Consider the following 16929-nt stretch of genomic DNA (forward strand, 5'->3'; position numbering starts at 1 on the left):
ATTGATAGCACTCTATTTCACCCGGATAATAAACCGGCTTTTCGGCAAAGTCGGCATGCGAACGTGGCTGACGGTTAAATCCTGGCCGTCGATGACTTCGTAATCAAGTTCCTCCACCAGGAAGCGGAAGCTCGCTTTCATAATTTCCACGGTCGCTTTTTCGCCGGGGCATCGATGGCCGGTTTTCGGATCTCCGCCGCCCTGTGGCACGAAATCATATAAATCTTCCTTCCTGTCCGCAAACCGCTCCGGCAGGAAAGTATCCGGGTCTTCCCAGAGTTCCGGATCATGATTCGTCCCGTATAGATCGAGCAGCACCGTCTCTCCTTTGGCGAATCGGTAGCCGTTCCATTTAAAGTCATAGCGGGTTTTGGCTCCAAGCATCGGGGCGAATGGATAGTATCGGCGCACTTCTTGCGCGAACATTTCGAGGAAATCCTCCTCGCGTTCCTTCAGTCTGTCCTTGTATACCGGAAAATCATGCAACGCCAAGGCACCAAAGATGATGAAGCGGGCGACTGCCACAACTGGGCGAAGGACGTTGATCAATTCGACCGCTGCACTCTGCGCATCCAGCAGGCGGCCGTCCGCGTCCCGGTGAGTCGCGACCGCTTGGATCGCTTTTCCCTCCTCGCTCTCGATGGCTCCGGCACGGTATTTCTCGATTATCTGCTTAATCCATTGCTCGGCCCGTTTCCTCGCTTTCTTTCCTTCCTGGTAGCGTGGACCGACCCCTCCAAACGCATCGACCATCGCGCCGAACTCGTAGGCGCGCATTCCGACATCGGCATCCTTTAGCGGTACGCCCGCCCATAAGCAAGCGACTCGACAGAGGATCTCCTCCGTTTCGTCGAATAACACGACTTCGCGGCCTTTCTGCTCCTCCGCCCACACCCGCCATTGTGCCATTGTCAGCGAACGGAGTTCTGCAAGTTTCTCCTCCGTCATGAGGGACAGGAATAATTCCTTGCGAATAGCGTGAAGTTCCCCGTCCATTGTTTGGACACCACCCACGCCGAATAGTGATTTCTGAATCCGTTTCGGAATGGCGCCATGGCGTTGAAAGCGATTTTCATCATAAAACAACTGAACCGCTTCTTTTCCTGTCATGCAAATCATCGGCTTTCCCATTAGACGTGTTTCGAATAGCGGTGCTCCGAAGGATTCTGTGCGGTTGCGGATGAACGAATAGCCTTCCGTCAATAAATCCAAAGAGTGGTCCAGCCCAGGTTCAATCGGTCTTTGCATAGTCGGTTCTACCTTCTTTCTTCAAATTTTTATCCATTTCTGCTTTTTTCACTCTTCCCTGTTTCCACTGCTCTCACACGTTCCGACAGGATCTCTCAAACTAGTGGAACGTTTACCTAAATCTTTGTTGGGTAAATAGAGTGAGTAGAACAATAGCAATAACTTGCTATTTTTATCGAAAGACTTAGGCGGAAAGGGGATTCGTATTTTGCAGAAGAAAATCTTATTTATCTCAGATCATGGCGATCCACTCGCTCCCCTGGGTAGTGAACAAGCAGGCGGGCAGAACAACTACGTCAAACAATTGGCGGAAGCGCTTTGTGAACATGGGAACCAGGTAGATGTCATCACCCATTGGGCAAACCCTGACGACCCGCAAATCGAATATTTTGGCGGCAATTGCCGGGTGATCCGGATTGCTGCCGGCAATCGGAACTACGTCTCCAAGAATAAGATGTTCGGCATGTTGCCGCAATTTTATAATGAAATGAAACGACTCATTCCAGTCGATTCTTATGATTTGATTCATACCCATTATTGGCTTTCGGGTGTACTGGGCCTTTATATGAAAAAAGAGTTCAATCTTCCATGGATCCATACCAATCATTCATTAGGAAAAGCGAAGGAGTTGGCGACCGGCGTGGCGGAGAAGACCCGCCTATCCGCAGAAAAGCTCATTCTTGGGTCGGTGGATCGCATTGTGGCGACTACGGAATCCGAGAAGGAATTGATCCATGGCTTTGTCCCGGAACCAGCGCCGATCGATGTCATATCCATTGGAGTGGATCCCGTCTTTTATCCGGATGAAACGGCGGCTTTGGAATCGGCACCCTATTTTGCTTTCGCCGGAAGATTGGAGAAGACCAAAGGAATTTACGTATTGGTCGATGCGTTCCGAAGATTGGTAGATTCCCATGGCGTCCCTTCTTCGACTAAACTGATCATAGCAGGGGGGGACCCGACCAATGTCGACGCCTCCGCGAAATTGCCGAAGAAGAAAACGTTGCGAAAAGCGATCGCCGGGTTGGAGCATCGTATCGATTTCATCGGCTCCCAGACACAGAGGCAATTGGCGAATTTGTTCAATGGGGCGATTAGCACCATTGTGCCTTCATATTATGAATCGTTCGGCATGGTAGCAGCGGAGTCGCAAGCATGCGGATGTCCGGTCATCGCTTCGAAAGTCGGCGGATTACGGGATGTGGTGAAAGACCGGGTGACCGGCATCCATGTGAAGAAGGAGGATGTAGCCCAATTGGCAGAGTCGATGGAAAGTCTGCTTGTCAATCAGGAGTACGCAGAGGAGCTTGGAGAAAAAGCGTTCCTTCATGCGAATCAAGCATTCCGATGGTCAACATTGTCTGAAAAAATGGATAATTTGTATGAGGTGATCCTAGATGAAAAGCAAAACGCATATGTTGGCGACCGATCTCGATGGTACGTTAGTGGGTGACGAAGAGGCGCTCCGATCCTTGCTGAAATATTACGAGGAACAGCCCTATGAAATTTCATTCACCTATGTGACTGGCCGCCATCTGGCATCTGCCTTATCTTTAATAGAAACGGAGGGGTTGCCGGCACCAGATATTCTAATTGCCGATGTGGGGACGTCGATCTATGTAGGCGAGCATTTCATCGAAGATGCCGAGTGGGCCGCACGCATGAAGGCGAATTGGCATCCGGTCCAAATTGCAGAAGTCGCCGCCCGATTCCCACAATTGCAAAGGCAATCCTTGCCGAATGAAAAACGGGTCTCCTACACGATGCAATCGGGGGGAGAATCGATGATTTACGAACTGGAAGAAGCGCTCATCGAAGAGAGGCTGCCGCATAAATTAATCGTCAGCTCCAACCGGGATGTCGACATCCTGCCGCTCAACAGCGGGAAAGGGGAAGCGCTCCAATATATCATTCGCACGTACGCCCATGACGATGTGCAAGTCCTCATCGCCGGCGACTCTGGGAACGATCTCGACATGCTCAGCCTCGAGTATCCATCCGTCATTGTCGGGAATGCCCAAGAAGAGCTCGCCATCCTTCAACCCGACCCACTACTCTTCCGCGCCAACGCCCACTGCGCCGGCGGCATTCAAGAGGCCTGGATCCACTTCTATGAAAACTAGTTCAGGTTTCGAAACACAAAAAACAGCCCGTGGGCTGTTTTTTGTATTATGGCACACCTCCAGACAAGTTATCTTATGAAGGCAGTTTTCTGTCATCTCGACAGCCCGAATATTAACTGGATAGGTTCGTCACATGATGCCTCCCCTTCGGAATCGTAAAAGGGGAACCTGAAACCGGATCCTGAATCACTTCGCAATCCAGATTAAAGATGTCTTTCATCGCAATGTCCGTAATGACTTCCGTCGGTTTGCCTTCGTACATAAGCTTTCCTTGGTGGAGAGCGAAAATATAATCTGCATAACGTGCGGACAAGTTGATGTCATGAAGAACCATGACAATTGTAGTTCCATGCTTTCGATTCAGATCTGTGAGCAGGTCCAAAATTTCAACTTGATAGGTAATGTCCAAATAAGTTGTAGGTTCATCAAGAAATAAGATATCTGTTTGTTGGGCCAACGCCATTGCAATCCAAACGCGTTGTCTTTGGCCTCCCGACAGCTCATCAATGTTCCGATTGGCCAGTTCAGTGATATTCATTATTTCCATCGCTTCCCCAACGGCTTCATAATCGTGCTTTGTCCAACCACTAAATAAGGCTTGGTGCGGAAATCTTCCGCGTCCAACGAGATCCGCTACAGAAATGCCTTCCGGGACAATGGGGGATTGGGGGAGCAGACCTAAAATACGCGCCAATTGTTTGGGGGGAATTTTCCCGATTGGCTTTCCGTCCAATGTCACGCTACCTGATGTCGGTTTAATCAGTCTTGCTAAAGTCTTTAGAAGCGTAGACTTTCCACAGGCGTTGGCTCCAATGATAACGCTGATTTCGTTGCTGGGAATGGCGAGACTGATTCCTTGAAGTATTGTTTTATGATCATATCCTGCTACTAGTTGTTCGGCCTGTAAGCTATGTACGGGTTTCATTATAATTCCCCCTTTCGGTTCATTCGGATTAGCAAGAAAATCAGGTAGGGCGCTCCGATGATTCCCGTAATGATGCCTACAGGATATCGAACGTCGAAAGCGAATTGCCCGATCAGATCGGCTGCCAATACTAAGTTAATTCCAACGAGACCTGCGGGGAAGATACTGGAGAAACCGGTTCCGACAAGTCGTTTTGCGATTGGTCCAGACAGGAAGGAAACAAATGCGATAGGTCCCGTGGTAGCAGTCGCAAGGGAAAGCATGCATACGGAACTGAAAATAAGCACAATTCTTGTCTTGTCCGTTGCAACGCCTAGAGAAGTGGCCGACTGTTCACCTAGCTCCAGGATGCTTAGGTGTTTTCCTAGAACCATAATGATCGGGGCAAAAATGACAACCGACAAAATGAGCGGCGGAAGCTGGTGCAATTGGGCGCCGTTCAGACTTCCGCTGAGCCATCGGAATGCTGCGGGAAGGTCTTGTTCAGCCCCGATCAGCAAGAGATAAGAAATCAAGGCATTCAGCATAGCTTGTATCCCTATTCCGACTAGAATTAATCTCCCGATAGAAAACGATTTACCTCTGGATAAAATGTAAATGAACAGAACAGTTGCCAACCCAGCAATGACAGAGACAAGGGAAACGACAGCTCCGCTTGTATGCAGTATGACGATGCAGAACACAGCCGCGGCACTCGAACCCGTAGTAATGCCGATGACATTTGGATTTGCGAGCGGGTTACGCAACATTGTCTGAAAAATATGCCCGGCGATGCCGAAAGCGAATCCCGCAAATAACCCCGCTAACATTCTCGGCAGGCGTATTGTAGTCACTGCAAAAGAGACTCCTTGGAGTTGCTCCCCGCGAAGAACACGAATGATATCCGCCACAGGATAAATCGTATTCCCAAGTAGCAGCATGGCACCGCATAAAACGCATGCAAGGACCGCAAGGAGGCTAGTCACGACTATCCAGCGCAGCCGTCTTTTCCGTCTACCTGTTTGAATAAATTCTAAAGAATCCATGTTCATAATGACCGCACTTTCGATTTCATTGCTAATAGTATGAGTAATGGAGCTCCTATGAACGCCGTAACAACACCGACTTCAAGCTCGCCAGGACTGCCGAGCAATCTGCCGGCAACATCGGATACTGTCAAAATGATGGCTCCCGCAATGGCAGACATCGGGATGACAAAACGCAAGTCAGGCCCAAGAAGTAAGCGCATGACGTGTGTAGATAAGAGACCTACAAAGCCGATGGGGCCAGCCAGTGCCGTAACGGCACCGCATAAAAGAACAGCTCCCAAAGCGGCGATAAGCCGCAGAACGCCCGTCCGTACACCGAGCCCTGTCGCAACATCATCTCCAAGGGCCAGCGCATTCAATGCCGGAGCGGTAAGAATAGCGATCATCAGTCCAATTAGTAGAAAAGGGGAAAATGTCGTGATCGCATTCCAAGAGGCTGAGCCGATGCTTCCTACCTGCCAAAAGCGAAATTGATCCATTACATCAGAACGTGGAATCATGATGGCAAGGACAAGGGAGGAGAGTGCGGCACTTGTAGCAGCTCCCGCTAATACAAGCTTAATGGGGGTCGCCCCGCTGCGCCCTATAGAGCCGATGCCATAGACGAATAATGCAGTAATAATAGCTCCGGCTAACGCCAACCAGATGTATTGACTTGCTGTACTGATATTTAAAAAGGCAATTCCACAAACAACAAATAAGGCAGCTCCAGTGTTAACCCCCAGAATGCTTGGATCGGCAATCGGATTGCGGGTGACCGCCTGCATAAGCGCTCCCGAAACTCCTAGCGCAGCACCGCTGCATAAACTAAAAACAGTCCGGGAAATTCTTTTTCGAACTACATTCGCCTCATAAGAGTCAGCGTCATAATGAAACAATCCGTTGATGACTTCATCAAATCCCATCATTCGGGAGCCAAAAATGAGAGAAGCGATTACGCATAGGCTGAGTAAAACGATACAAATGAAAAGAATTGTCCCGAAGTGCTTCGGGACATGTATGTGTAGCTGTTTTCTTTTTGAAATGGATGAACTATTCATTGATTTTGTCAATCGCTTCTCCAATGAGGTTCAGATATTGATCCATCGTATAAGCGATGGAAAGCGGATTTGGATTTCCAGAAGCCGCTAAAGGCGTGCCGTTTCCAATGAACACAACGGAACCTCTCTGAATTGCAGGAATTTTGCCGAGTAAGGGATCAGCTTTTACGGCTTCATATAAATTTTCATCCCCATAACCAATAATAATATCGGCATCGTTCAGTATGTCTGCGTTTTCAGCACTCACGTTTAATGAGTAGCTAGAAGGGTCGGTAATTTCGTTTGTAACGCTTTCAGGATAATCCATGCCTAGTTCAATTAGAAATGCACCACGGGGATCCGCAGGAGTATAAAGATGCAGTTTGGACATATCTTTTGCTGAAAAGTTGACCCAGACCACTTTTTTACCCTGCATTTCTGGATGTTTGCTTGCTGCTTCTTGAATGAGTGTTTCTGTGTCTTTGATGAGTTGTTCGCCCTCAGTTTTCATGCCCATCCCTGCGGCATTCAGTAATACTTGCTCTCTCCATGTAGTCGACCAAGGGCTATCTGGATAAGCTACCACGGGAGCGATTTTACTCAGTACATCATAATCCTCCTGTGTAATACCGGAGTAAGCGGCAAGAATAACATCTGGATTTGCATCGGAAATAGCTTCAAAGTCAAGACCGTCAGTATCTTGGAAAATATTTGGTTGGTCTTCGCCAAGTTCCTTAAGCTTTTCAGCTGTCCAAGGCAAAAGCCCACTGTCGTCCTGAACCCCGTAATTCGCTGCCGAAAAACCTACAGGTACAACACCAAGAGCAAGGGCGACATCATGATTCGCCCATTGTACAGTTACAACTCGTTCAGGTTTGCTTTCAATTACAGTTTCGCCAAATGCGTGCTCTATTGTAATTGGATATTCAGAGTTTGAATCCCGGGAAACAGGGGAGTCTGTTTTCGGCGCATCATTCTCATTTGAAGTTGTACCGGGTGTTGAATTTGATTTTTGACCGGAACAGCCTACTACTAGAATCATAATGATGGCTGAAAGTATAAATGCCGGTATGGAGATTTTTCGCTTTGATATCATTTGTTTATCCTTCCTTTTTTATGTATTGAAATGCAATGAGTACCGATATTTTTTACCGGAAAACTTACTTTTTGGGCTGAGTGTAAAGTTTAGCAGTAATAGGGGACTGCTATTAGTAGATCTCCTTTCTAACTGATAATGATTATCATTATCTTCAATATATATTTCAGTTTTAGTGTTGTCAATATAAAATTATGATTCATTCAATCTGAATTTCCATCACGCTCCATAAAAATTCATCCCTACAGTAGGGGGCACGGTTATCTAGAAAAGCTTGTAATCAAATTCAGCATAGCTTATAATATCACTTAATGAGAACGATTATCATTATCGACGATTAAAAAATTGATTAGAGGGCGGTTCAACGATCTGGCCCATAAAGGAGCAAATATGGTTAATTCAGAGCAATTATATGATGTAACAATTATTGGCGGCGGTCCGGCGGGTCTATTTTCAGCATTTTATAGTGGGTTACGGGAAATGAAAACAAAAATTATCGAGTTCCAGCCCTATTTGGGAGGAAAAGTGCATGTGTATCCCGAGAAAATGATTTGGGATGTTGGTGGACTTGTACCGGTCACAGGGGAACAGCTCATTGAACAAATGATCAAGCAAGGCACGACATTCCAACCTGAACTTGTATTAGGTGAAAAAGTGACCGCTATTAATAAAGATGATCAGGGGAATTTTGTTGTGCAAACGTCTGCCAATGAAAAACACTTTTCGAAAACAGTGATCCTTGCAGTAGGAGGGGGGATTTTGAAGCCGTTGAAACTCCCGATTGAAGGAGCGGAGCGTTTCGAAGTTTCCAATTTGCATTATACGGTTAAATCGCTAGGCCGTTTCAAAGGGAAAACGGTGTTAATTTCCGGAGGGGGCAATTCGGCGGTCGACTGGGCAAACGCGCTCGAACCTATTGCTGAAAAAGTGTATTTAACTTACCGGAATGATGTGTTGAAAGGGCATGAGGCCGAAGTCTCCCGATTATTCAATAGTTCTGTGGAATGCTTCTTGAATACTTCCATTGAAAAACTCATCGCGGCGAATAACCACGAAACGATTGAGAAAGTGGAGTTGCTATGTGGTAAGGATGGACAGAAAGTACAACTGGCGGTGGATGAGGTTATTATTAACCATGGCTATGAACGTGACAAAGAGTTGATGAACAACAGTGGGTTCTATATTGAAATGGCAGATGAAAACAGAGTAGCAGGCAGCCCGATGAGTGAAACGTCTGTACCTGGACTTTATGCAGCAGGTGATGTTTTACAGCATGAAGGAAAGCTGCATTTGATTGCCGGAGCATTTCAGGATGCGGCGAATGCGGTGAATAAAGCCAAGCAATATATTTCTCCGGATGCGTATGGTTATGGAATGGTTTCTTCGCATAATGAAATCTTCAAAGAGAAAAACCGTGAATTAATGAAGCAGTTATACGCTGTGAAAAGCTAAGGAAGAAAGAAGAGAGGCTAATCAATGAATGATTAGCCTCCTGCTCAATTATGAAGTTTGTTGCAGGAACTTCCGGGTCCGCGGGTTTTGCGGGTGGTCGAGCACGTCGGAGGCCGTCCCTTGTTCGATGATTTTGCCGTCCGCCATGAAGATGACTTTATCCGCTACATCACGGGCGAATCCCATTTCATGCGTGACGATGATCATTGTCATTTGCCGCTCCGCCAAGTCTTTGATCACCTGTAGCACTTCCGCAACGAGTTCCGGATCGAGCGCGGACGTCGGTTCATCCAAGAGGATGGCATGCGATCGGACGGCGAGCGCCCGGGCAATCCCGATGCGCTGCTGCTGGCCGCCCGATAATGTGACAGGATAATTGTCCGCCTTATGGGAGAGCCCCACTTGCCCTAGCAGGTCGAGTGCGATCTGTTTTGCTTCCTCCGCATTGGCCTGTTTTGAAATGAGCAACGGCTCCATGACATTTTGCAGCGCGTTTTTATTTTTGAATAAATTATAGTTCTGGAACACCATGGCTGTCTGCTTTTGGAGCTTCCGCGCTTCCTCCCGGCTATACTTTTCGGCATTGAGCGTGGCATCTCCGATTTGGATCATACCGCTATCCGGTTTTTCCAGCAGATTCAAACAGCGCAGGAGGGTGGATTTCCCGGAACCGGATGGCCCGATGATCGCGACGGTTTCCCCTCGGTTAACTTCGATATCGATTCCATCCAGGACGACAAGATCCTTGAATTTCTTCTTCAAATTCTGCACATGGATCATAAGCACTTTCCTCCTACACTTCATACGGCTTATTCAACCGACGCTCCAACATCCCTTGCAAGAAGGTGTAAATAATCGTGAGCATCCAATAAATCAAAGCCACAGCCAAATAGGTTTCAAAATAATTCAGGGAGGCGGAAGCCATCATTTTCCCTTGGGCGAAAATTTCGGCGACCCCTAATGTGAAGGCCAAGGAAGTCTCCTTCACCAAGCCGATGAAAATATTCCCGGTTGCCGGCACCGCATTTCGTACCGCTTGGGGCAACACAATCCGAACCATCGCCTGGAACTTTGTCATCCCGATGGAATGACAAGCCTCCAGCTGCCCTTCATCAACCGAATTGATGGCAGCCCGAAAGATTTCAGCCAAATACGCTGCGTTTTTCATACTTAAGCCGATGATGGCGGCTGTCACCGCATTCAAGATGGACAGCGACGGAATGATCTGAGGCAATCCAAAGTAAATAAGGAATAGCAAAGCGAGCATCGGAATGGCCCGGAAAAACGAGAGGATGACGGCCGTCAATTGGTAGAGCACCGGCACCTTGTATTTGGTGATCAATGCCATGATCAATCCGATGAATATTGCAAAAATCATCGATACGACAGCTAGTCCCAATGTCAGCGGGATGTATTTAATTAAAGTCGGGAACACTTGCAACATGTATTGGATATCAAAATTCATAACGCTCGGCACCGCCTGCCTGTTTAATCAATTACTTATCTCGACTGTAATATCTTCTTCGAAATATTTATCAGAAATTTCCTTCAGTGAGCCATCTTCGCGTAATTCGTTGATAGCTTTGTTGATCTCTTCGATGAGTGCGTCATTTTCTTCCTTTTTCACGAATGGGAATGCAACTTGTTCAATCGTGATCGGCTCGCCGACCATTTTCAATGGCAGATCAATTTTCCCGAGTTCCGCAGAAAGGATATTCCGTCCGCTCACATACGCATCGACACGTCCAAATTCGACTTCATGAAGCGTGCCATCATGCGCCTCGTATGTCTTAATGTTCACTTCACCGGAAGTGTCGGCGTTTTCCAAATTTTTTGCATGGTTAGAGCCCAAGACTGCCGCTACCGTTTTCCCTTTCAGGTCTTCGACGGACTGGACGTCGTTATTATCTTCCCGTACTAAAATTTGCGATCCGTCATATGCGTAGGGACCAGTAAAATTGAATTTCTCTTGGCGTTCTGCATTGACAGCGACCTGATTGGCGACTGTATCGATTTTGCCGGTTTCCAGTTGGCCCATCAATCCGCTAAAATCGGAGAGTTGCCATTGGATTTCATATCCTAATTTTTCAGCGACCTTTTCCATAACTTCCACATCGAATCCTTGCAATGTATCGTTTTCTTTAAAAGAGAATGGATAGACTAGTCCAGTAGTTCCGACTTTCAATACTTTTTCTTCGGCTTCTGCTGAAGTGCTCGTTCCTTCGTCTTTCTTTCCACAAGCTGCGACCGCCAGCAGCAGAATGATTGAGAAGAGTGTAAGTAGGACTTTACGATGATGCTTTCTCATTTCCTTTTTCCTCCAATATTTTTATTTCTATAAGCAAAACTATTCAGTTAACTGGATGTAATTATAAACAATCAATGTATACCTGTCAACTAAGGATTTGGTAGAAAACATGAATGAGAGCGCTTTAATTGCATTTTTGGAGAAATTTTAAAAGAAAAAAGAAGAAAATATCCATTCTCCAAATTGTTCCACATTCTTTATTTCTTCGTAATGGTAAAATAGAACAAAATTGGATGTTGTGATAAAATAGAGTTGGGTGATCAAACATTGAGCAAGAGAAATAGAAATGGTTTGTCTGATGAGGAACTAGAGTATATTGATAGCTTACCGAAGCAAAATCCATATGGGTTGGTGGCGATGGTACTTGGCGGCCTTTCCTTCATATTCGGTCCGGTTTATGGGTTTATTCCCATCATATCAATCCTTTTTTGCCTTTTAAGCTATAGGACATTCGACAAAGAAAAAGAGGATAACCCTTGGACATTTTACATAGGTTTGATGTTGTCAATAATTGGCCTTGTTATGTTCATCCGGGGAGAAGTCCATCAATTAATCGTATGAGGGGGGATTCTGGTGGGAAAAAGCATAATCGTGCCGATTGACGGATCGGAAGCTGCATTGAAGGTGATTCCGTACGCTATCGAATTGGCGGAGTTATATGGAGATGAAATCCAACTGTTGAACATTCAACCGGCACTAAAAGAGTTGGGATATCCGGCCATCAAAAAAGCGGGCGAGGTACTGACGAATTCACAAGTGCCCTATTCCGCGAAAATCCGGATTGGTATTGCCGCAATGGAAATCGTGGCGGAGTCGAGGAGTCCGCAAGTCCGTTACGTCGTGATGGCGATCGGGAAGGGGAGGGAAGAAGCGATTGGCAGCGTCAGCAAGCATGTACTGAAACTAGCGACCTGTCCTGTTGTCCTTGTGCCCGAACATGCAGAGTGAGAGAAGAGAATAAAAATCCCGCGTTTCTCATCGGCTCATATGCCACGAAAAACGCGGGGTTTTGCATTACTTCCCAATAGAGTCAGAGAAGCTGACACAATTCCGGCCATTCAATTTCGCTTTATAAAGCGCCCGATCAGCGGCTTCTATGAAATCTGGTGTCATGTCGTCCGCTGTGGGGATTGTGGTGGCGACCCCTAAGCTGATGGTCACAAAATCCGCAATCTTGGAACCGATATGCGGAATCTGTAAACCCTCCACCGTTCTCCGGATTTGTTCCGCAATTTCCCTCGCGCCCGCTTGATCGGTTTCCGGCAAAAGAATGCTGAATTCTTCTCCGCCATACCGGAACACTTTCTGTCCCGTTGTTTTCAATACCTCATCAATCGCCGTTGCCACTTTCCGCAAGCAATCGTCCCCTAGCTGATGGCCGTATGTATCATTGTACGGTTTGAAATAATCAATATCGAGCATGATCAACGAGAGTGGGGTTCCGTGCGATATCGCATGATTCCATTTGTCCGCCAATTGTCCGTCAAACGCCCGTCGGTTCCCTACACCGACCAACCCGTCTTTCATCGACAATTCTTGTAGCAGTTCATTGGCATCCTGCAATTGTTGCTCGACCATTTTCCTTTCGGTAATATTGCGCGAGACGATGATCAATTGGGATTCCTCGTCCTTTTTGCCTTCCAAGGAGCGGATGGCAGATTCAAACCAGATATACTCTCCGTCTTTCCGCCGGATCCGATAGGTGGAAACGACATAGCCCGTTTCCAGCAACGTGGCATGTTTACGTTGGATCATGTTAATATCATCCGGGTGAATGAAATGATAGCCACTCATCCCGATCATCTCGGCATCATCGTAGTGCAAGATTTCTTTACCGGCAGCGGACACATACAAATAGTCCCCGCGCAAATCATGGATAGTGATCATATCGCTCGAATACTCCGTAATCAAGCGGAAACGTTCCTCACTCACAGCGATTGAATCGATATGGCTTTCAATCAAATCGCTCATACTATTGAAGTCCTTGCACAGCTGTTGCAGTTCTGTCGCACTCCTGCTGTAAGAGTCTCGATTTACGCGATAGGCATAATTCCCTTTCCCGATTTCCCTCGTTCCGACGAGTACATCTTGGATCGGCTCTTCAATTTGGCGGGCTACCCAAATCATCAAAGTGTACCCAGCAAAAACGACAAGGAGGATGACCATTGAGAACAACAAGGCCATTCGATAAAAGGGATTATAAATTTTATCCTTGGAAATTTCCCCGATGATCAACCACTGATTTTGCGGTACCCATCGATAATCCCCAAGCACGCTATCGCCATTCTGGTTCGTATAAAAATGCTTGGCCGGGGGCTCATCCTCCAATGCCCTACGAAAGATGGCAGAATCCAATTTTTCGCCAATCTGCCCTTGCCGTGATTCGGTGATCAGTGTCCCATCCCGGTTGACGAGATACGTCTCCTGGTTGTCATCATGGAATTGCGCCATGATCTCATTAATTGTTCGAATAGGCACGGATCCGAATATCAATCCTAGGAAGGTGCCTGAGTAATCATAGACAGGGGCTGAGAAAATGATGATTGGCTCGTTCGATTGACGACCGATGAGCATATCTGAAATGTACGCTTTCCCTTGTTTCGCTTTCAGATAATAATCCCGGTCGGATACATCCACCTCGCCGGCTCCTTTCGTACCAATGACGGTTTTTCCGGCTCGGTTGACATAAACGATACCACTGAATTCGGAGTGATTATCGTGAAACGCGCGCAGCGCTTCCTCCGTTTTATTCGTATCACCATCCCGTATGGATGGCAATTCGGAGATGAATCGGATATCCGCCAACCTATCAACGAACCAATCCCCGACGACGACTTGCTGAAGATCGATCATCTTGCTGATAACCTGGCGGGCATCCTCCCGTTTATGGGTTTTCCCTACCAAGAAAAACGGAATGGACGCAAGAAGGACCAATACCGCAATCATGCAAATGAACCAAAAACGCAGTCTTCCTTTTAAAGTGGAGATATCGAATCGTTGAAATAGACGCTCAATAGACATACTATTCACTTGCCTTCCGTGGAAAAATTGCATAAAAAAACCAACCGCGTGAAGACCGGTTGCAATTACGTAGTGCAGAAGTAGGATTTTTTGATTAATGATACCTACAGGTCGTCAATTTATATAACTTATTCTCTATGTTAAATGATAAGATTAGAAGTTTCAAACATAAATTGGCATTTGGAAAGAGGGAAGAATGATGCTTGGAGAAATAGGAAAGATTGCTAAACCGTTATTCTATTTTTGGACGTGGGGGAGGGGCGTGCCCATCCGGAATGATAAACGCAACCCAGATGTGTTCAAATGAAAAAAACCTGCCCAAGCAGCAAGAATAGCTGCTTGGCAGGTTTGATCACGACAAGCGTTCTTTAAAATCCTCGTATCCGAATTCCTTGATAACTTGAATGCCGTCGTCGACCGTGTTCAAGACGATCGACGGCAAGTTCATGCCGTTGAACGTATTGTTCTTCACCATGGAATAATGGGCCATATCGCAGAACACGAGCTTGTCTCCCGGTTTCAGCGGCTCGTCAAAGGAATAGTCCCCGATGACATCTCCGGCAAGGCAGGTCGTTCCGCCAAGGCGGATTGTATGCGCCTTTTCTCCGGGCTTGCCCGCGCCAATGATTTCCGGACGATACGGCATTTCCAAGACGTCCGGCATATGGCAAGTGGCGGATGTGTCCAGGATGGCGATCGGCATGCCATTATACATCGTGTCCATCACAGTTGCCACAAGGAATCCCGTATTCAGAGCAATCGCTTCACCAGGTTCCAAATACACTTCTAGGCCGTATTTGTCCTGCATGAATTGAATCGAGCGGATGAGCGTCTCCATGTCATAGTCGGATCTCGTAATATGATGCCCTCCGCCGAAATTGATCCACTTCATGTCCTTCAAATACTTGCCGAACTTCTCATCAATGACTTGAATTGTCCTCTCCAGTGTATCCGAGTTTTGCTCGCACATCGTATGGAAATGAAGTCCGCTGATGCCATCCAATTGGTCGGGTTCGAATTGGTCGAGCGTCACCCCGAAACGGGAGTAGGCGAAGCATGGGTTATACAAATCGACTTCGATTTCCGAATATTCCGGGTTGATGCGAATGCCGCAATCGATCTTTTTCGGATAGTTCCGAACCCGCTCTTTGAATTGCTTCCATTGGCGGAAGGAATTAAAGACGATATGATCGGAGTATTTCATGATGTCATGGAATTCGACTTCGGAAAAGGCAGGTGCATACGTATGCACCTCTTTGCCCATTTCCTCATAGCCGAGACGCGCCTCCAACAAACCGCTGGATGTGACGCCGTTTAAATACTTTCCGACGAGTGGATAGACGGAAAACATCGAAAATCCTTTTTGGGCAAGTAAAATCTTGCAGCCGGTTCGGTCTATGACGGATTTCAGTTTCTCCAAGTTCTGGATGAGCAATCCTTCGTCCACCACATAAGAGGGGGAGGGGATTGCGTGTACATCAAAATTCAATTCGATTATGCCCCCTTAGTCAATCAATACAGGATTGAAATCTTCTTGCCATGGCAGGCCGTATTCATTCAACGCTTCCATGAATGGATCCGGATCGAATTCCTCTACATTGTAAACGCCGGGTTTCTTCCATTTGCCCGTCAAGATCATCATCGCACCGATCATGGCCGGTACGCCAGTTGTATAGGAAATCGCTTGGGAGCCGACTTCGCGGTAACATTCTTGGTGGTCGCAAATGTTATAGACATAATACGTTTTCTCTTCGCCGTCTTTCACGCCTTGGAAAATACAGCCGATGTTCGTTTTTCCTTTTGTGCGCGGTCCGAGGGACGCAGGATCCGGCAGCACTGCTTTCAGAAACTGCAGCGGCACGATTTGCTGGCCTTCGAATTCGATCGGTTCGATGGACGTCATGCCGACATTTTCAAGAACGCGCAGATGCGTCAAATATTTTTCGGAGAACGTCATCCAGAAGCGGATCTTCTTGATGCCTTTGATGTTTTTTGCCAAGGACTCCAATTCTTCATGATACAGCAAGTACACATCTTTCGGACCGATTTCAGGCAGATCGTAGACGCGTTTCAATTCCAGCGGTTCCGTTTCGATGAACTCGCCATCTTCCCAGTAACGTCCGTTTGCCGTAATTTCACGGATGTTGATTTCCGGGTTGAAGTTTGTGGCGAATGGATAGCCGTGGTCTCCTGCATTGGCGTCGACGATATCGATTTGATGGATTTCATCGAAATAGTGTTTTTGCGCATAGGCGGAGAAGACGCCTGTTACGCCAGGGTCGAAGCCGCTGCCGAGTAATGCGGTGAGGCCTGCTTTCTCGAACTTCTCTTTATAAGCCCACTGCCATTTGTATTCGAATTTCGCCGTATCGAGCGGCTCGTAGTTGGCTGTATCCAAATAATGCACGCCTGTTTCAAGACAAGCGTCCATAATTGTCAAGTCTTGGTAAGGAAGCGCGACATTGATGACGATATCCGGCTTGAAATCATTGATCAGCGCCACTAATTCGGGCACGTTATCCGCATCGACTTGCGCCGTCTGGATTTTCGTCCGGCCGCCGTCCAATTTCTCTTTCAATGCATCACATTTGGATTTCGTCCGGCTCGCGATGCAAATTTCCTCGAACACATCCGGCACTTGAACACATTTGTGGACCACAACGCTAGCGACTCCGCCAGCTCCGATAATTAAAGCTTTACCCATTTAAA

General features: G+C 47.0%; 16 protein-coding genes. 5 read left to right on the forward strand and 11 right to left on the reverse strand.

Translation table 11 applies throughout. The annotated features are described in order from the left end of the window. Positions 1–12 precede the first annotated feature (12 nt). Complete coding sequence (locus tag MKY41_RS20415; RefSeq protein WP_340746796.1) at positions 13–1248, reverse strand: cytochrome P450; 1236 nt, start codon at positions 1246–1248, stop codon at positions 13–15. 208 nt (positions 1249–1456) lie between these two features. Between MKY41_RS20415 and MKY41_RS20420 the strand changes: the two genes are divergently transcribed. Then, positions 1457–2701, forward strand: coding sequence for a glycosyltransferase (locus MKY41_RS20420; protein WP_340746797.1), 1245 nt, complete (start codon positions 1457–1459; stop codon positions 2699–2701). Beyond that, positions 2646–3371, forward strand: a complete 726-nt coding sequence (locus tag MKY41_RS20425; RefSeq protein WP_340746798.1) for an HAD-IIB family hydrolase — start codon at positions 2646–2648, stop codon at positions 3369–3371. The genes MKY41_RS20420 and MKY41_RS20425 overlap by 56 nt, the downstream gene beginning before the upstream one ends. A 112-nt stretch (positions 3372–3483) precedes the next feature. Here the strand turns inward: MKY41_RS20425 and MKY41_RS20430 are convergent, their stop codons facing one another. Genes MKY41_RS20430 through MKY41_RS20445 form a run of 4 tightly spaced genes read right to left on the reverse strand, consistent with a single transcriptional unit; the run spans position 3484 to position 7439 of the window. Continuing rightward, positions 3484–4296 carry an ABC transporter ATP-binding protein gene (locus MKY41_RS20430; protein ID WP_340746799.1) on the reverse strand — a complete coding sequence of 271 codons (813 nt, stop codon included), beginning with the start codon at positions 4294–4296 and terminating at the stop codon, positions 3484–3486. Beyond that, positions 4296–5327 carry a FecCD family ABC transporter permease gene (locus MKY41_RS20435; protein ID WP_340746800.1) on the reverse strand — a complete coding sequence of 344 codons (1032 nt, stop codon included), beginning with the start codon at positions 5325–5327 and terminating at the stop codon, positions 4296–4298. The genes MKY41_RS20430 and MKY41_RS20435 overlap by 1 nt, the downstream gene beginning before the upstream one ends. Further along, positions 5324–6364, reverse strand: a complete 1041-nt coding sequence (locus tag MKY41_RS20440) for a FecCD family ABC transporter permease (protein WP_340746851.1) — start codon at positions 6362–6364, stop codon at positions 5324–5326. Before MKY41_RS20440 ends, MKY41_RS20435 begins: the two co-directional genes overlap by 4 nt. Continuing rightward, a complete protein-coding gene (locus MKY41_RS20445; protein WP_340746801.1) occupies positions 6357–7439 on the reverse strand; it encodes an iron-siderophore ABC transporter substrate-binding protein in 1083 nt (360 codons plus the stop codon). The genes MKY41_RS20440 and MKY41_RS20445 overlap by 8 nt, the downstream gene beginning before the upstream one ends. A 390-nt stretch (positions 7440–7829) precedes the next feature. Between MKY41_RS20445 and MKY41_RS20450 the strand changes: the two genes are divergently transcribed. Next, positions 7830–8891: an NAD(P)/FAD-dependent oxidoreductase gene (locus MKY41_RS20450; RefSeq protein ID WP_340746802.1), complete on the forward strand. Its 1062-nt coding sequence runs from the start codon at positions 7830–7832 to the stop codon at positions 8889–8891. Positions 8892–8939: 48 nt separating this feature from the next. On the opposite strand, the gene MKY41_RS20455 is transcribed toward MKY41_RS20450, so the two are convergent. Genes MKY41_RS20455 through MKY41_RS20465 form a run of 3 tightly spaced genes read right to left on the reverse strand, consistent with a single transcriptional unit; the run spans position 8940 to position 11199 of the window. Continuing rightward, entirely contained in the window at positions 8940–9671 is a 732-nt protein-coding gene (locus tag MKY41_RS20455) for an amino acid ABC transporter ATP-binding protein (protein WP_340746803.1), read from the reverse strand. Between the two features lie 13 nt (positions 9672–9684). Beyond that, a complete protein-coding gene (locus MKY41_RS20460) occupies positions 9685–10356 on the reverse strand; it encodes an amino acid ABC transporter permease (protein ID WP_340746804.1) in 672 nt (223 codons plus the stop codon). A gap of 27 nt (positions 10357–10383) precedes the next feature. Then, positions 10384–11199, reverse strand: a complete 816-nt coding sequence (locus MKY41_RS20465) for an amino acid ABC transporter substrate-binding protein (protein WP_340746805.1) — start codon at positions 11197–11199, stop codon at positions 10384–10386. 267 nt (positions 11200–11466) lie between these two features. Between MKY41_RS20465 and MKY41_RS20470 the strand changes: the two genes are divergently transcribed. Further along, the gene (locus tag MKY41_RS20470; protein ID WP_340746806.1) at positions 11467–11760 is read left to right on the forward strand and encodes a cell division protein FtsK; all 294 of its coding nucleotides are present in this window, start codon (positions 11467–11469) and stop codon (positions 11758–11760) included. Positions 11761–11772: 12 nt separating this feature from the next. Beyond that, positions 11773–12147, forward strand: a complete 375-nt coding sequence (locus tag MKY41_RS20475; protein WP_340746807.1) for a universal stress protein — start codon at positions 11773–11775, stop codon at positions 12145–12147. A gap of 66 nt (positions 12148–12213) precedes the next feature. Here MKY41_RS20475 and MKY41_RS20480 read toward each other — a convergent pair whose 3' ends face one another. From MKY41_RS20480 to MKY41_RS20490, 3 genes are all read right to left on the reverse strand, one after another. Further along, positions 12214–14220, reverse strand: a complete 2007-nt coding sequence (locus MKY41_RS20480) for a sensor domain-containing diguanylate cyclase (protein WP_340746808.1) — start codon at positions 14218–14220, stop codon at positions 12214–12216. 352 nt (positions 14221–14572) lie between these two features. Continuing rightward, positions 14573–15709: a carboxynorspermidine decarboxylase gene (nspC, locus tag MKY41_RS20485; protein WP_340746809.1), complete on the reverse strand. Its 1137-nt coding sequence runs from the start codon at positions 15707–15709 to the stop codon at positions 14573–14575. Positions 15710–15724: 15 nt separating this feature from the next. Next, positions 15725–16924, reverse strand: coding sequence for a saccharopine dehydrogenase family protein (locus tag MKY41_RS20490; RefSeq protein WP_340746810.1), 1200 nt, complete (start codon positions 16922–16924; stop codon positions 15725–15727). Positions 16925–16929: the final 5 nt, after the last annotated feature.

The sequence above is a fragment of the Sporosarcina sp. FSL W7-1349 genome (assembly GCF_038003045.1).
In the GTDB taxonomy this organism is placed as follows: domain Bacteria; phylum Bacillota; class Bacilli; order Bacillales_A; family Planococcaceae; genus Sporosarcina.

Excerpts from the sequence above, each read along its gene's own strand:
- MKY41_RS20450 (WP_340746802.1), top strand. The coding sequence starts at position 7,830 with ATGGTTAATTCAGAGCAATTATATGATGTAACAATTATTGGCGGCGGT.
- MKY41_RS20455 (WP_340746803.1), bottom strand. The coding sequence starts at position 9,671 with ATGATCCATGTGCAGAATTTGAAGAAGAAATTCAAGGATCTTGTCGTC.
- MKY41_RS20435 (WP_340746800.1), bottom strand. The coding sequence starts at position 5,327 with ATGAACATGGATTCTTTAGAATTTATTCAAACAGGTAGACGGAAAAGA.
- MKY41_RS20425 (WP_340746798.1), top strand. The coding sequence starts at position 2,646 with ATGAAAAGCAAAACGCATATGTTGGCGACCGATCTCGATGGTACGTTA.
- MKY41_RS20480 (WP_340746808.1), bottom strand. The coding sequence starts at position 14,220 with ATGTCTATTGAGCGTCTATTTCAACGATTCGATATCTCCACTTTAAAA.
- MKY41_RS20445 (WP_340746801.1), bottom strand. The coding sequence starts at position 7,439 with ATGATATCAAAGCGAAAAATCTCCATACCGGCATTTATACTTTCAGCC.
- MKY41_RS20460 (WP_340746804.1), bottom strand. The coding sequence starts at position 10,356 with ATGAATTTTGATATCCAATACATGTTGCAAGTGTTCCCGACTTTAATT.
- MKY41_RS20490 (WP_340746810.1), bottom strand. The coding sequence starts at position 16,924 with ATGGGTAAAGCTTTAATTATCGGAGCTGGCGGAGTCGCTAGCGTTGTG.
- MKY41_RS20440 (WP_340746851.1), bottom strand. The coding sequence starts at position 6,364 with ATGAATAGTTCATCCATTTCAAAAAGAAAACAGCTACACATACATGTC.
- MKY41_RS20465 (WP_340746805.1), bottom strand. The coding sequence starts at position 11,199 with ATGAGAAAGCATCATCGTAAAGTCCTACTTACACTCTTCTCAATCATT.
- MKY41_RS20430 (WP_340746799.1), bottom strand. The coding sequence starts at position 4,296 with ATGAAACCCGTACATAGCTTACAGGCCGAACAACTAGTAGCAGGATAT.
- MKY41_RS20415 (WP_340746796.1), bottom strand. The coding sequence starts at position 1,248 with ATGCAAAGACCGATTGAACCTGGGCTGGACCACTCTTTGGATTTATTG.